General features: G+C 60.9%; 14 protein-coding genes. 6 read left to right on the top strand and 8 right to left on the bottom strand.

All coding sequences use genetic code 11. The features are described from left to right. Position 1: 1 nt before the first annotated feature. The 7 genes from ACUTSC_RS20650 to ACUTSC_RS20620 all read right to left on the bottom strand — a co-directional run bounded on the left by ACUTSC_RS20650 (position 2) and on the right by ACUTSC_RS20620 (position 6,904). Complete coding sequence (locus tag ACUTSC_RS20650; protein WP_197768531.1) at positions 2-481, bottom strand: type II toxin-antitoxin system VapC family toxin; 480 nt, start codon at positions 479-481, stop codon at positions 2-4. Next, the gene (locus ACUTSC_RS20645) at positions 478-741 is read right to left on the bottom strand and encodes a FitA-like ribbon-helix-helix domain-containing protein (protein ID WP_004930730.1); all 264 of its coding nucleotides are present in this window, start codon (positions 739-741) and stop codon (positions 478-480) included. Before ACUTSC_RS20645 ends, ACUTSC_RS20650 begins: the two co-directional genes overlap by 4 nt. 126 nt (positions 742-867) lie before the next feature. Further along, positions 868-2,487, bottom strand: a complete 1,620-nt coding sequence (gene pckA, locus ACUTSC_RS20640) for a phosphoenolpyruvate carboxykinase (ATP) (RefSeq protein WP_015379308.1) — start codon at positions 2,485-2,487, stop codon at positions 868-870. 194 nt (positions 2,488-2,681) lie between these two features. Next, on the bottom strand, positions 2,682-3,560 hold the full coding sequence (gene hslO / locus ACUTSC_RS20635) for an Hsp33 family molecular chaperone HslO (RefSeq protein WP_063991700.1): 879 nt from the start codon (positions 3,558-3,560) through the stop codon (positions 2,682-2,684). Between the two features lie 25 nt (positions 3,561-3,585). After that, positions 3,586-3,993, bottom strand: a complete 408-nt coding sequence (hslR, locus tag ACUTSC_RS20630) for a ribosome-associated heat shock protein Hsp15 (protein ID WP_015379306.1) — start codon at positions 3,991-3,993, stop codon at positions 3,586-3,588. Then, the gene (yrfG, locus tag ACUTSC_RS20625) at positions 3,990-4,670 is read right to left on the bottom strand and encodes a GMP/IMP nucleotidase (protein ID WP_197768530.1); all 681 of its coding nucleotides are present in this window, start codon (positions 4,668-4,670) and stop codon (positions 3,990-3,992) included. The genes hslR and yrfG overlap by 4 nt, the downstream gene beginning before the upstream one ends. Positions 4,671-4,768: 98 nt before the next feature. Beyond that, the gene (locus ACUTSC_RS20620; protein ID WP_443003482.1) at positions 4,769-6,904 is read right to left on the bottom strand and encodes an intracellular growth attenuator family protein; all 2,136 of its coding nucleotides are present in this window, start codon (positions 6,902-6,904) and stop codon (positions 4,769-4,771) included. A gap of 445 nt (positions 6,905-7,349) precedes the next feature. Between ACUTSC_RS20620 and nudE the strand changes: the two genes are divergently transcribed. After that, entirely contained in the window at positions 7,350-7,904 is a 555-nt protein-coding gene (gene nudE / locus ACUTSC_RS20615; protein WP_015379304.1) for an ADP compounds hydrolase NudE, read from the top strand. 51 nt (positions 7,905-7,955) lie between these two features. Here the strand turns inward: nudE and mrcA are convergent, their stop codons facing one another. Continuing rightward, positions 7,956-10,514: a peptidoglycan glycosyltransferase/peptidoglycan DD-transpeptidase MrcA gene (gene mrcA / locus ACUTSC_RS20610; protein WP_197768528.1), complete on the bottom strand. Its 2,559-nt coding sequence runs from the start codon at positions 10,512-10,514 to the stop codon at positions 7,956-7,958. A gap of 121 nt (positions 10,515-10,635) precedes the next feature. Between mrcA and pilM the strand changes: the two genes are divergently transcribed. From pilM to hofQ, 5 genes are read left to right on the top strand one after another with little or no spacing between them, the layout of a single operon-like run. Next, a complete protein-coding gene (pilM, locus tag ACUTSC_RS20605; RefSeq protein ID WP_197773642.1) occupies positions 10,636-11,469 on the top strand; it encodes a pilus assembly protein PilM in 834 nt (277 codons plus the stop codon). After that, positions 11,469-12,008 carry a PilN domain-containing protein gene (locus ACUTSC_RS20600; RefSeq protein WP_445653531.1) on the top strand — a complete coding sequence of 180 codons (540 nt, stop codon included), beginning with the start codon at positions 11,469-11,471 and terminating at the stop codon, positions 12,006-12,008. Before pilM ends, ACUTSC_RS20600 begins: the two co-directional genes overlap by 1 nt. After that, positions 12,001-12,495 carry a hypothetical protein gene (locus ACUTSC_RS20595; RefSeq protein ID WP_197768525.1) on the top strand — a complete coding sequence of 165 codons (495 nt, stop codon included), beginning with the start codon at positions 12,001-12,003 and terminating at the stop codon, positions 12,493-12,495. Before ACUTSC_RS20600 ends, ACUTSC_RS20595 begins: the two co-directional genes overlap by 8 nt. Next, positions 12,488-12,847 carry a HofP DNA utilization family protein gene (locus ACUTSC_RS20590; protein WP_197768524.1) on the top strand — a complete coding sequence of 120 codons (360 nt, stop codon included), beginning with the start codon at positions 12,488-12,490 and terminating at the stop codon, positions 12,845-12,847. The genes ACUTSC_RS20595 and ACUTSC_RS20590 overlap by 8 nt, the downstream gene beginning before the upstream one ends. After that, positions 12,844-14,088 carry a DNA uptake porin HofQ gene (gene hofQ, locus ACUTSC_RS20585; protein WP_197768523.1) on the top strand — a complete coding sequence of 415 codons (1,245 nt, stop codon included), beginning with the start codon at positions 12,844-12,846 and terminating at the stop codon, positions 14,086-14,088. The genes ACUTSC_RS20590 and hofQ overlap by 4 nt, the downstream gene beginning before the upstream one ends. Positions 14,089-14,104: the final 16 nt, after the last annotated feature.

The following is a 14,104-nucleotide window of genomic DNA, read 5'->3' as shown; positions in this document are numbered from 1 at the left end:
GTCAGGACTTCCTGCTCATCACGTAGTATTCCGCCGCATCCTCATGCAACCGACGGCCGGTCGGTGCCTGCCACGGATCGATTAACTCGATGCCGCAGTGGAGGAAGTCTTTGGTATTGCGGGTGGCCAGGGCCGCGCCGTAATGCAGGCAGGTGGCGGCGATTTGGGCATCCGGCACGCTCATCGCTTTACCCAGAAGCCGATTCCTTGCCGTCAATTCCGCGTATTGCATCGCGCACAGCCCATCAAACGGCAATATCTGCCCCTCGAACTTCAATTCAATCGCGTCCGCCAATTTGAGCTTGAGATCCCGCTGGCGCTTGTCGTCAGGCATGCAGGCGACGCCGCTGAACAGTTCGGCCAGGACAATGGCGCTCAGATAGAGCTCGTCATTGTCCTTTTCATTTAACCAGTTAATGACGTTGTAGTACGGACTGGGGCGCAGCGTTTCTGAAATGACGTTGGTGTCGAGAATAATCATGCGTTGTCATCTTCATCATCAAAGGTGACGATGCGTGGTGGCACTGCGTCACGCGGTGGGATCTCCAGCTCGACGCCGCCGAATTCGGCGAAGTGCTGATGCATCCAGGTGCCCAATCCATAGCGCGGCGGCTTTTTCACCAGCGCCTGTTTCAGGATCATGCGCGCTTCCTCTTCCATGGAATGGCCGTTTTTCGCCGCTGAAATACGCAGCAGCTCTTTGATTTCGTCGTCCAGATTTCTGACGGTGATAGTAGCCATTGAAACCTCCTTTGCTATCAATGATTGCATTGACTTATTTTCTCGCCTTACTGGTTAAAAAGCAATCGATAAAAATAAAAAAAGGCGCGAGATCCGCGCCTTAGCTGAAGAGGTAACGCTACCGAATTACAGCTTAGGGCCGGCGCTGACCAGCGCGGCGCCCGCAGGCGTGTCGGTGTATTTGTCGAAGTTGGTGATGAAGCGCTCGGCCAGATCCTGCGCTTTTTCCTGCCACTGCTCGAGGCTGGCGTAGGTATTGCGCGGATCGAGGATCTCCGGGTTTACGCCCGGCAGCGCGGTCGGCATCGCCAGATCGAAGATCGGCAGGGTGACGGTTTCCGCCTTGTCGATTTCACCGCTCAGGATGGCGTCGATGATGCCGCGCGTATCTTTGATCGAGATGCGCTTGCCGGTACCGTTCCAGCCCGTGTTGACCAGATAAGCCTGGGCGCCGGCGGCCTGCATGCGTTTCACCAGCACTTCGGCGTACTGCGTCGGGTGCAGCGACAGGAATGCGGCGCCGAAGCAGGCGGAGAAGGTTGGCGTCGGTTCGGTTACGCCGCGCTCGGTGCCGGCCAGCTTGGCGGTGAAGCCGGACAGGAAGTGGTACTGAGTCTGGTTGGCGGTCAGACGCGATACCGGCGGCAGCACGCCGAAGGCATCGGCGGTCAGGAAGATCACCTTGGTGGCGTGACCCGCCTTGGACACCGGCTTGACGATGTTCTGGATATGATAGATCGGATAAGAAACGCGGGTGTTCTCGGTTTTCGAACCGTCGTTGAAGTCGATGCTGCCGTCGGCCAGCACGGTGACGTTTTCCAGCAGCGCGTCGCGTTTGATGGCGTGGTAGATGTCCGGCTCGGCTTCTTCAGACAGCTTGATGGTCTTGGCGTAGCAGCCGCCTTCGAAGTTGAACACGCCGTCGTCGTCCCAGCCGTGCTCGTCATCGCCGATCAGCTGACGCTTAGGATCGGTGGAGAGGGTGGTCTTGCCGGTACCTGACAGGCCGAAGAACACCGCCACGTCGCCTTTCTCGCCCACGTTGGCCGAGCAGTGCATCGAGGCGATGCCTTTCAGCGGCAGCAGGTAGTTCATCATCGAGAACATGCCTTTCTTCATTTCGCCGCCGTACCAGGTGCCGCCGATCAGCTGCATGCGCTCGGTCAGGTTGAAGGCGACGAAGTTCTCCGAGTTCAGGCCTTGCTGTTGCCAGTTCGGATTGGTGCATTTGGCGCCGTTCATCACCACGAAGTCCGGCTCGAAGTCAGCCAGCTCTTCGTCGCTTGGGCGGATGAACATGTTTTTCACGAAGTGCGCCTGCCAGGCCACCTCGGTGATGAAGCGCACTTTCAGGCGCGAGTCGGCGTTGGCGCCGCAGAAGGTATCCACCACGAACAGGCGCTTGCCGGACAGTTGTTCGGTGACCAGGTGTTTCAGATCGGCCCACACTTCCGGGCTGAGGGGTTTGTTGTCGTTTTTGCCTTTGCCCTGATCGGCCCACCACACGGTATCGCGGGTGATGTCGTCGCGGACGATGTATTTGTCTTTCGGCGAGCGGCCGGTAAAGATGCCGGTATCGACGGAGACGGCACCCAGCTTGGTGACTACCCCACGCTCAAAACCTTCCAGAGATGGGTCTGTTTCTTCCTTAAACAGCAGTTCATAGCTCGGGTTGTGAACGATTTCGCTAACGTCGTGAATGCCGTAAGCGGCCAGATCCTGAGGGGTTATACCTTTAACGCGCATGTTACTACTCCTTGGTCACAGAATTTCTGGCGGCAATTGTAGGGATCTAACGGTGCGTAACCGCGATGGGTATCAAATATTTAACGTTTTAGGCGGTATTTCGTTACGATCTGAGAGATAGCACACGGAAAAAAGCAAACGTGCAAACGGCGGGCGTTGGCGGGCGCCGGGCGCGCCCGCCGAAGAGGTGTAACTTAGTGCAACTGGTCGCTTTCGCCGGTGTTACCCGCATACAACGCGGCAACATCAACCGGGTCAAAGACATAGTGGCTGCCACAGTAGTCGCAGTGCATGTCGATATTGCCGTCCTGCTCCAGCATGTCCGCCACTTCGTCGGTCGGCAGGGTCAGCAGCGCGTCGGCGCAGCGCTGGCGCGAACAGGTGCAACGGAACTGCACGTTCTGTGGTTCGTACAGGGTGACTTCTTCCTGGTGATACAGGCGGTACAGCACTTCGTTGGCCGGCAGGCCGAACAGCTCTTCGCTTTTTACCGTGTTGGTCAGTTGCACCAGATGATCGAAATCATCGAGGTGGCCGTCCTGCGCCGGCAGCACCTGCAGCAGCATACCGGCCGCCGCAGCGTTGCCTTCCGCTTCGCCGGTGCGGATGAACAGGCGGGTTGGCAACTGCTCGGACTGGCGGAAGTAGGCTTCCAGGCATTCGGCCAGGGTTTCACCTTCCAGGCCGACCACGCCCTGATAGCGCTCGCCTTCCGTCGGGGAAATGGTGATGACCATGACGCCGTTGCCGATCATCTGATGCAAGGTGCTGTCGTCGGCGATAGGCGCCTGGGTGCGTGCAACGCCGCGCATCTCCTGGCGGTTGTTGCCGTTGATCACCGCCAGCTTCAGCGGGCCGTCGCCTTGCAGCTGCACGGTGATGTCGCCGTCGAACTTCAGGGTCGCGGTCAGCAGACTGGTGGCGACCAGCAGTTCGCCCAGAAGCTTCTGTACCGGCGCCGGGTAGTCGTGGTTGTTCAGGATCTGCTGATAGGTTTCGCTGACGGTAACCAGCTCGCCGCGCACCGCGTAGTTTTCAAACAGGTAACGGTGCAATTGGTCATGGTTGGACATAATCTTCTCTCATTGCGGTGAGGGGTTATTCCGGCTCACCAAATTTAAATTTCATCAGGTCGCGCCGCTCCTTTTTGTCCGGACGACGGTCCGGATGCGGCATGGTCAACGCGTTCATCTTGCGCGCCAGCGCCATCTTTTCGCGGTTGGCGATGCTGGCTTCGGTTTCCTGATACATTTGCTGCGCCTCGCCGGCGCCGCGGCGTTGGCTGGTCAGCGCCAGCACGATCACCGTACGTTCTTCGTTGCCCTGCCGCAGTTTGAGCTCGGCGTTGAGTTCGACAATCTTGCTCGGCTTGCCGCGCTGGCCGTTGTAATGCACCTTGCCGCCGTCGATCATTTCGCGCGCCAGCGCGCGGGTCTTATAGAAGCGTGCGGCCCAGAGCCACTTATCCAGCCGGACCGCGTCGTCGCGCGTCGCTTTTTCCTTCATGCTTCCCCCTTGGCCAGCGCCGGTATCAGCAGGCGATAGTCGCGCATCGACGGATGGCGCTGGAAGCTTTTCTCCGCCGTACTGGAGTCCGGGTTTTGCACGCCCAGGCAGTAACGAATGCCGAAAGTGCGCGCCGCGTCGAGGATCGGCTCGCCGTCGTCGACGAACAGCGTGCGCTGCGGATTGAATCCGGTGTGCTGTTGAACCGCCTGCCACAGACGCTGATCTTCTTTCGGATAACCAAATGTGTGGGTGGAAAACAATAAATCAAGGTGCCGATCGAGGCCGGTATGCTCGATTTTCACCGCCAGGCTGTGCGGATGGGCGTTGGTCAGCAAAATGGTTTGCAGACCGGCGTCGCGCAGCGCCTGTAAAAACGGTTCGGTGTCTTCGCGCAGCCGGGCGCGGCTGCCGACTTCGCTGGTCATGCGGTAGATATCCAGATCCAACCGCTCGCTCCAGTAATCGAAGCAATACCAGTTCATGGTGTGCTGCACCGCCTGATATTCCCGCTCAATGATATTGCGGGCTTCGTCGAACGGAATGGCGCGCCTTTCGCTCAGCGCCTGCGGCACCAGGCTGAGCCAAAAGTGGCTGTCGAACTCCAGATCCAGCAAGGTGCCGTCCATATCCAGCAGCACGGTATCGATCTGCGGCCAATCAAACTCGGGAACCATAAAAACTCCACGGGCGGACCGGCGGGCGGTCCGCAGATGAGAATAATAGCGTTAGCGTAGCATAAGCAGATGACAGGGCGGAGGCCCCGGCGTCAGGTTCAGGCCATCGGCCGCATCGACATCGGATTGAGCTGCGGATTGAAGCAGCTGTCGTAGTAACGCTGGATATCGGCGACGCGGTGCTGATTGATGCGCCGACGCTGCACCAGCCGCCAGGCGTTATAGCCCAGGCTGACGACCACCGCCAGCAACAGCAGGCTGGTACCGAGGTAGCGCCACAGGGTGATCATGTCCGGTTCGCTGTGCAGCGCCACGTGGCGGGTGCCGTTGGCATCGACGCTGAGGCTGGTGATCACCCCCTGCGCCTGGAACGGGGTATGCAGCAGCAGAGTGGAAAGACGCTGCAGCTCATTCCACTGGTCGAGGGCGTTATATTCGCTCTGCGGCACCGACGGCTGCGGGTGGCTGACCAACTGGCGGCCTTCGTCACTGCGGATCAGGAAACCGCCCGGCGGCGGGCTGTTGAGCGCCGCGGCGGCCAGGCGCGTTTCATTGAAGATGAACGATGACGTGGCCACTTTGGTCAGGCTTTCCAGCGACTCGGCGCTCACCGGGCGCAGCAGGACGTTGACGCCTTGCAGCGCGCCGGACCTGGCGCGTTTCACCAGGCCGCTCCAGTTTTTGGCGTTGCCTAGGTTGACCAAGGCGTTCTTCAACCGCACGCAGTCGTTTTCTGCCTGGCACAAATCCTGTGTTTTCAAAACGATATCAGAGAAGTCATCCAACAGGATCATGCCGGATTTCTCGATGGCGCTGGCCAGCTGCGGGTTGACCTTCTGATCGGCGCCGCTCGGATGCAGCTGGCTGTTGACCGTGGCCAGCAGGGCCGTCGCTTTGTCTATGACTTCCGATTCCGGCTGCGGCAGCGGGGCGGCGTTGTTCCAGTAAATGCCGGAGCAGTCGAACGGCGCAAAATTGACGGCGCCGCCACCGTTGGCCGGCGGCGGCACATAGCACATGCCGCTGCCGCGTACTTTCAGCGTATCGCCGATCCGCAGCGGCGTGGCTTCCAGTGCTTGCACGCTGGTCACTTCCACTTTTTGCGCGCCCTGCAACCAGGCCATGCTGAGGGTCAGCGGCAGGTTGAGCGGGATATAGATCAGCAGCAACAGCAGCACCAGCGCCGAGCTGGCGACCAGCACCGCGTTGCGGCCCCACTGCTGCAGCGGGAAGTTTTTCACTTCGTCATGCAGCGAGAGGAAGCGCCCCTGACGCACCACCTGCCGATTGAGGTAGACGTCCACATCGGTGGTCTTGCCCAGGTCCTGCGTCAGGTACGGCTGCCAATGCGGCGGGTAGATAAGATCGATGATGCCGAGCGAAATGTTGCTGATCTGCCCCTGGTCGGATTCGCCGAACAGGCCCCAGCGCTTCGGCGTGCCGCGCAGACAGTGGATCTCTTTCAGCTCGCGTGACGCCGGACGGCGGAACAGGTTCCAGCATCCCCAGGCGATCATCAGCACCGCCACGAAAATCATCCAGGGGATCACCAGCACCGGGCTTATCAGGCTGAAGAACAGCAGCAGCAGCGCGGCGGAGATGATGACGGCTTCACGGATGCCGTTCGGCCGGTTCAGCGCATGCTCTTCCGGCGTTTCCTTGCGAATATTGACCAGCTCGACATGCTCGCTCTCTTCCTTGCGGATGGACGCGTTTTTGGTCGGCGTGGCGGCCACCACCGGCGGCTGTGGCCGGTCGTGAATATGATCTTTCAGCGAGTGCCCGTTGAGCGAAATCACCAGCGGCAGCGTCTGGGTTCTGATCACTTCCACATGGTTGTCGGCGGTGATATAGGGTTCCCAAAACGGCGGCAGATGCACCTCTTCAGCGTCGAGATAATAGCGCCATTTATTGGGATCGTCGCTGGCCAGCCCGTAGCGGGTAATGGCGTGCGTGACGGGATAAACGTTATCGCTTTGCGGGGTGAGCGCCAGTTTGGCCGCGGGCAGCGTAGCGCCGCCACCGGGCAACAGCTTGTTGCTCAGCTTGTTTTGCTGATTGAGATAGAACTCGACCGCGGCGCGCTCTTCGTCGGTCAGCTTGCGGTGGGCAGGCTTGATAAATGGCAACGCGTGCGCCAGCGCCGATGGGTTACGCGCCTTGAACCATAGGTACAGGCCGGCGGCAATCAGGCAGACAAGCACTAAGGCCAATATCAACACTATTGTGCTCATGCAATCCCCATCTCACACCCGTGAATTTCGCCAACCTGATGAAAAGGTGAATATTATACGGAGTAAACCGCCAGGAGGCACCCAGAACTAATGAGGGAACAAACAGATTCTCGCTCTGGATCTCATTCCTTCATGACGCAAGGCCATTTTATCACTGATTCTTGCCTGCGTGATACTAGCAACCGGCCTCTGCCGTCGATATCGGTATTATCCTATTTTCTTGCACGCTGTTTGCTGAATCAGTACGGAAAAACGCCGGCCGCTGGCTACGCTTGTTAAAAGAAAGTAAATTACTGTTCATGCTCGTTGCGGCGGAGCTTGCCCTTAACGCACAATGTGATCAGGATCGAATTTGGTCAGCGTTTGAGCGCCAACGAGCCGTGCGTTACGCCAATCATTATTTCGGTTGCCCCGTCCACGCCTGGGTAACCTCTTTGAGGCAATCATGGATAAACACCTGCAAAAACCTAAAATTCTGAAAGTGGAAACGGTCGCGCGTTCGCGTTTGTTCAACGTCGAGTCGGTCGATTTGGAATTCAGCAACGGGGTTCGGCGGGTGTATGAGCGCATGCGGCCTTCGGATCGCGAAGCGGTGATGATCGTGCCGGTGATTGGCGATGACCTGCTGCTGATCCGCGAATATGCGGTGGGCACCGAATCCTATGAGCTGGGGTTCCCGAAAGGGCTGATCGATCCCGGTGAGGGCGTGCTGGAGGCGGCCAATCGCGAGCTGATGGAAGAGGTGGGATACGGCGCGAAGCGCTTTGATTTTCTCAGCAAGCTGACGATGGCGCCATCCTATTTTTCCAGCAAAATGAATATTGTGCTGGCGCACGATCTCTACCCGCAGAGCCTGGAAGGGGATGAGCCGGAGCCCTTGCCGCAGGTGCGCTGGCCGATCGCCAACATGATGGCGCTGCTGGCGGAGCCGGATTTTCGTGAGGCGCGCAACGTCAGCGCGCTGTTCCTTTCCGAGGCGTTTTTGCGCGCTTCGCGCTGATACGCTTCGCGCCGAATAAAAAAAGGGCCAGATTTCTCTGGCCCTTTTCGATCAGAACAGCTCGTGGCTTTCACCGCCCGGATCGGTCAACGTGGTGCCGGTATCGCGCGATGGGTAGTCCGTCGGCTGAGTGCCCTCGATGAAGTACTCGGAACGGCTGCCGCCGCCGCCGCCAGAGAGCTTGCCGCTGCTTTTGTCGATGGTGACGCTGATGATGCCCGGCGGCGGCGTGACTTTCTGCTCTGGAATGCCTTCCAGCGCGGTCTTCATGAAGTCGTCCCACGCCGGCTGGGCGCTCTTGGCACCGCCTTCGCCGCCGGAAATCTGATCCGGGATGGCGCCGGATACCGTCGAACGGCCCAGGTCGCGGCGGTGATCGTCGAAACCGATCCACACTGAGGTCACGGTATCTGGGCCATAGCCGGAGAACCAGGCGTCCTTGGAACTGTTGGTGGTACCGGTTTTGCCGCCGATATCATGACGTTTCAGATCGCGCCCTGCGCGCCAGGCGGTACCCATCCAACCCGGTTCGCCGAAGATGTTGCTGTTCAGCGCGTCGTGGATCAGGAAGGCCAGCGGTGTGCTGATGACGTGCGGCGCAAACTGTTGGTCGCCGTCCTGTTGCACCTGAGCCGGGGTGACCTGCTCCAACTGCGGCATCGGCACCGTGCTGTTGTTGCCTTCCTGCGAGGTGGCGACGTTTTCGATGTTGTCGTCGGACAGCACCGCCGAACGGTGGGTGTCGCCGTAGATCACCGGCAGGTTACAGCTGCTGCACACCACTTTCGGTTTGGCTTCGAACACCGTATTGCCGTTGTCGTCTTCAATCTTGGTGATGAAGTACGGGTCGACCAGGTAACCACCGTTCGCCAGCACCGCGTAGCCGCGCACCAGCTGCATCGGGGTGAAGGAGGCGGAACCCAGCGCCAGCGATTCGGTATGCACGATATTCTGCGCCGGGAAGCCGAAGCGCTGCAGATATTCCGCCGCGTAGTCAACGCCCATCGCGCGCATCGCGCGCACCATCACCACGTTCTTCGATTGCCCCAGCCCCTGCCGCAGGCGAATCGGGCCGTCGTAGGTCGGCGGCGAGTTCTTCGGCCGCCAATCGGTGCCGGCGCCGGCATCCCAACGGGTAATCGGCAAGTCGTTCAGAATAGTGGCCAGCGTCAGGCCTTTATCCATCGCGGCGGTGTACAGGAACGGTTTGATGTTCGATCCGACCTGGCGCAGAGCCTGCGTGACGCGGTTGAACTTGCTCTGGTTGAAATCGAAGCCGCCGACCAGCGCTTTCACCGCGCCGTCGTTCGGGTTGATCGAGACCAGCGCCGAGTTGACGTCCGGCACCTGCGACAGCCACCAGGCCTCGTTCACTTTACGCACCCACACCTGCTGGCCGGCCTGCACCACGTCGGTGACGCGTTTCGGCGTTGGGCCTTGCTGAGTGTCAGAACGGTATGGCCGCGCCCAGCGCATGGTCGCCATCGGCAGGGCAATGCTGCTGCCGTCGGCCAGCATCGCCGTCGCTTCCTGCGGGTTGGCGGCGGTGATCACCGCCGGTACCAGCGGGCCGTAGTTCGGCAGGTTTTTCAGCGAATCGACAATCTGTTTGCGATCCCAGGCCGCTTCGCCGACTTTCCACAATACGTTGGACGGGCCGCGGTAGCCGTGGCGCATGTCATAGGCCAGCACGTTGTTGCGCACCGACTCCTGCGCCGCCAGCTGCAGCCGTTTGGTGACGGTGGTGTAAACCTTGTAACCGTCGGTATAGGCGTTTTCACCGTAGCGCTTGATCATCTCCTGACGCACCATCTCGGAGAGATACGGCGCGGAGAAGCTGATTTCCGGCGCATGGTAATTGGCGACCAGATCTTCGGAACGCGCCTGATCGTACTGCGCCTGCGTGATGTAGTGTTCGTCCAGCATGCGCGACAGCACCACGTTGCGACGGGCAACGGCGCGATCGTGCGAATAGAGCGGGTTGAAGGTAGACGGCGCTTTCGGCAGGCCGGCGATGGTCGCCATCTCGCTCAGGGTCAGTTGGCTGACGTCTTTGCCGAAATAGACCTGCGCGGCGGCGCCCACGCCGTAGGCGCGGTAACCCAGATAGATCTTGTTCAGATACAGCTCAAGGATTTCATCCTTGGTGAGCATTTGCTCGATGCGTACCGCCAGGAAGGCTTCCTTGATTTTACGCATCAGGGTGCGTTCCGGGCTTAAGAAGAAGTTACGCGCCAGCTGTTGGGTAATGGTACTGGCCCCCTGCGAAGCGTGGCCGGAGACCAACGCGATGGAGGCGGCACGGAAGATGCCGACCGGATCGACGCCGTGGTGATCATAGAAGCGGCTGTCTTCGGTGGCGATGAATGCGTGCACCATCACCGGCGGAATTTGATCCAGTTTCAGCGGAATGCGGCGCTTCTCGCCGTATTGGGCGATCAGTTCGCCATCGGCGCTGTAGACCTGCATCGGTATCTGCAGCCGCACATCTTTCAGCGTTGCGACGTCGGGCAGCTGCGGCTCGACATATTTGTACAAGCCGAAAATCGAGGCTGCTCCCAGCACGATGCAACATACTGCAAGGATTAGTAAATACTTTACGAACTTCACCTGAGATTTCCCATTTCTAAGTCATTTGGGCAGTTTATAAACAACCGCGCGGTAGTATAAAGGCAAGCCTGCGACATGGATATGTTCTTTTATCATCTGATGTTATGGAGGCTTGCGAAACATGTTCCCTCAAGCATGGCAGGTGGGGCTGGATATACAAATCGACTGCGTGCGGGCGATGGCGGTCCAACGCCGCCGCAACGGCTGGCAGTTGCGCCACTGGTGGCAGCAGGCGCTGCCGCAGGCGGTTTTACGTGACGGCTGTCTGGAACCTTCCGAATTCCTGATCCAGGCGCTGCGGCAATGGCGCGTCCAACTGCCGCGACATATTTCCTTACGCATTGCCCTACCGGCGCAGCGCGTGTTGCAGCAGCGCATGGCGCGGCCGGACGCGCGGCTGCGCGAGCCGGAACGCAGCGACTATATCGGTGGCCACGGTTTGAAGCAGTTTCCGCTCGACGGCCAGACGCTGGCGCTCGACTATCGCGCCGCACCGGCGGATGAGGCGGCGCTGCTGTTGACCGCCGCGCGGCGGCAGGAGCTGCAGCAATGGCTGCATTGTCTGCGCCAGGCCGGCCTGTATCCCCAAGCGGTCGATATCACCCCCTGTGCGCTGCGGATGATGGCGATGGCGGCAGGCGTGCCGCCCGCCGCGGGGCTTATGCACCGTCTCGAACGAGAATGGCTGTGGGTGGCGCCGGCCGACGGCGCATTCGCCTTTGGCCTGGCGCCGGGCGACGATGACGCGCAGGCGCTGCGGGCGCTGCAAGCCCAGATGCCGGCGGGCGACGATCGGCCGGTCTATGCCGGCAGCGTACTGGTGGGAGCCTTGCCCGCCGGTTGCCTTACCTGGTCGCCGCTCAGCGCCTTCACGCAACTGCGTCCGCCGTTGCCTGCGCATCCTTCGGCGTTCGCGTTGGCCGGTGGTCTGGCGCTGCGTGAGGAGGATCGCTGATGTATCAGGTCAACTTTATGCCCTGGCGCCAGCGCCGCGATCGTCGGTGCGGCTATTTCTGGCTGGGCGTGCTGCTGTTGCAGGTAACGGCGCTGCTGCTGGCACTGTTCCTGGTCGCCGGTCAGTTGCGTCACCAACAGGCGCAGCGGCAGGCGCGGCTGGCGATGCTGGATGAAGAGCTGGCGGCATTGACGTTGCTCGCCCGTCAGCAGCAGCAAGAGCGGGCGCAACGAGTGCTGCACCGCGCCCGCGCCGAACGGCAGGCGAGCAACGCACAACACAACCGGCGTTATTTGCAGCTGCTGCAGCAATTGTCCTCCAGTATCCCTCCACCGCTGTGGCTCACGGCGTTGGACAGCGATGCGGTGAACGGCCTGCGGCTGCGTGGATTGAGCCGCTCTCCTGCGGCCATCACGCAGTTCGAACGGCAGCTGGCGGGGATGCCTGCGATGCCTCGGCTGCGTTTGGCTGAGGTGGCGCAACGCGAAGTCGACCTGTACTCCTTTCATCTGGCGGCGCAGTGGGGGCGTGATGGATAGCCGTTTGTCATCCGGGCTGCGCCTCTGGCTGAGCTTGCCGGGCTGGCTATTGCTGCTGTCGCAAGGGCTGGGCATCGGCACGCTGGCGCTGTTGGGCGGCGGTTGGCTGCTGCAGGACGAATGGCGTCAGCGGGAAAGCGCGGCGGAGCGGCAACAGCGCCAGTTGCAACAGATCGCCATGGTGCAACGCCAACTGGACGAGGCGCCGGAAAGCGCTATCCCGGCGGCGGCGCTTCCGCCGACCACCACCGGCGATCTGGCGAGCGTGCTGCAACGGGCAGGAGGCGCTTTGCTACGCTGGCAGCGGCAGGAAAAACCGCCGCGGCAAACGCTGAGCTTGCGCATTGACTACGCCGGTTTGCTGGTGCTGCTGGAGGCGCTGCCCGCCGATTTACGCCTCGAGCAACTGAGCGTGGAGACACCGCCCCTTGGCATGACGGCGCGGTTGGTTTTGCAGGATGCCACCGAGGAGCAGGCCGATGAGTAAAAGACCCGGCCGCTGGTGGTGGCTGCTATGGCCATGGGCCTTATGCGCTGAACCGCGCGACCCGTTTGCGCCGCCTCCGTTGCCTGTTTGTGCCCAAACGACGGCATCGCCGGCGGGCTGGCGACTGAAAGGCGTCATTGGGCAACCGACGCTGCGCTATGGCTGGGTGGTGACGCCGGCGGGGCAATGGTTACGCCTGCGGCCGCCGCAGCGGGTGCTGGCCGAGCGCTGGCAGGTGACGCAGGTGCAGGCGCGCAGCCTGACGTTAACGGCGCTGGCGGCCGAACCGGATTGCCCGGCGAGCCAGGGCGACATCTCTCTGATGATGGACAACAAGGATGGCAAACCATGAAAGGACGCGCTGGACTGGGCATGGCGCTGTGGTGCCTGGCGCTTGGCGCCTCGCAGGCGCAGGATAAACAGGTTATTTCGCTGGAGTTTCAGGATGCGCCGGTCACGATCATCCTGCAGGCGCTGGCGGATTATCGGCAGATGAACCTGATCGCCGCGCCCGGCGTGAGCGGCAACCTGACGCTGCGGCTGGAGAATGTGCCCTGGTCTCAGGCGCTGGCGCTGACCCTGCGCATGGGCAAGCTGACGATGACGCGGGAGGGCAACGTGATGCTGATCTCGCCGGAGCCGGACGCGCAGGAAAAAAGGCAACAGCGAGAGGCGCTGGCGCAGCGGCAACCGCTACACAGCCTGACCCTGACGTTACAGAACGGCGATGCGGCGGAGATTGCTGAAAGCCTCAATGCCCAACGCGGTGCCTTGCTCAGCGAGCGGGGCAGCGTGCTGGCGGATAAGCGCACCAATACGCTGCTGCTGCGCGACACGGCGCCAATCCTGGCGCAGTTGAAAAAACGGGTGACGGAAATGGACGCGCCGCTGGCACAGGTGCAGCTGGCGGCGCATATCGTGACCATCAACAGCGAAAGCCTGCGTGAACTCGGCGTGCGTTGGGGATTGGCGGCCGACGACAGGCCGGCGCAGCCGCTGCGGCCGGGCAATCTCGGCGTCAACCTGCCGCTGGAGCGCAGCGCGGTGAACGCCGGTTTCCATCTGGCGCGCATCAGCGGGCGTTTGCTGAGCCTCGAGCTGACGGCGCTGGAGCAGGAGAATCAGGTGGAGATCATCGCCAGCCCGCGTTTGCTGACGGCGCACCTGCAAACCGCCAGCATCAAGCAGGGAACCGAGATCCCTTACGAAGTGTCGAGCGGCGCCAGCGGTGCGACCGCCATCGAGTTCAAAGAGGCGGTGCTGGGTATGGAGGTGACGCCGAAAGTGTTGCCGGACGGGCGTATCACGCTGACCTTGCACATCAGCCAAAATATGCCGGGGCGCGCCATCAGCCGCGGGGCGGGGGAGGCATTGACCATCGATAAACAGGAGATTAAGACGCAGATCACGGTGAAGAGCGGTGAAACCCTGGTGCTCGGCGGCATTTTTCAACGGCATAGCGGCAAGACGGCGGACAAGGTGCCGGGATTGGGGGATGCGCCGTTATTGGGAGGCTTGTTCCGACAAAGCGGCACACAACAGAAAAAACGCGAGCTGGTGATCTTCATTACGCCGACCCTGATTAAGGGATAAGCGGCTGCTTGTCAGC

The organism is Serratia sp. TSA_105.2, assembly GCF_052692115.1.
This window is presented reverse-complemented; position numbering and strand designations above follow the sequence as displayed.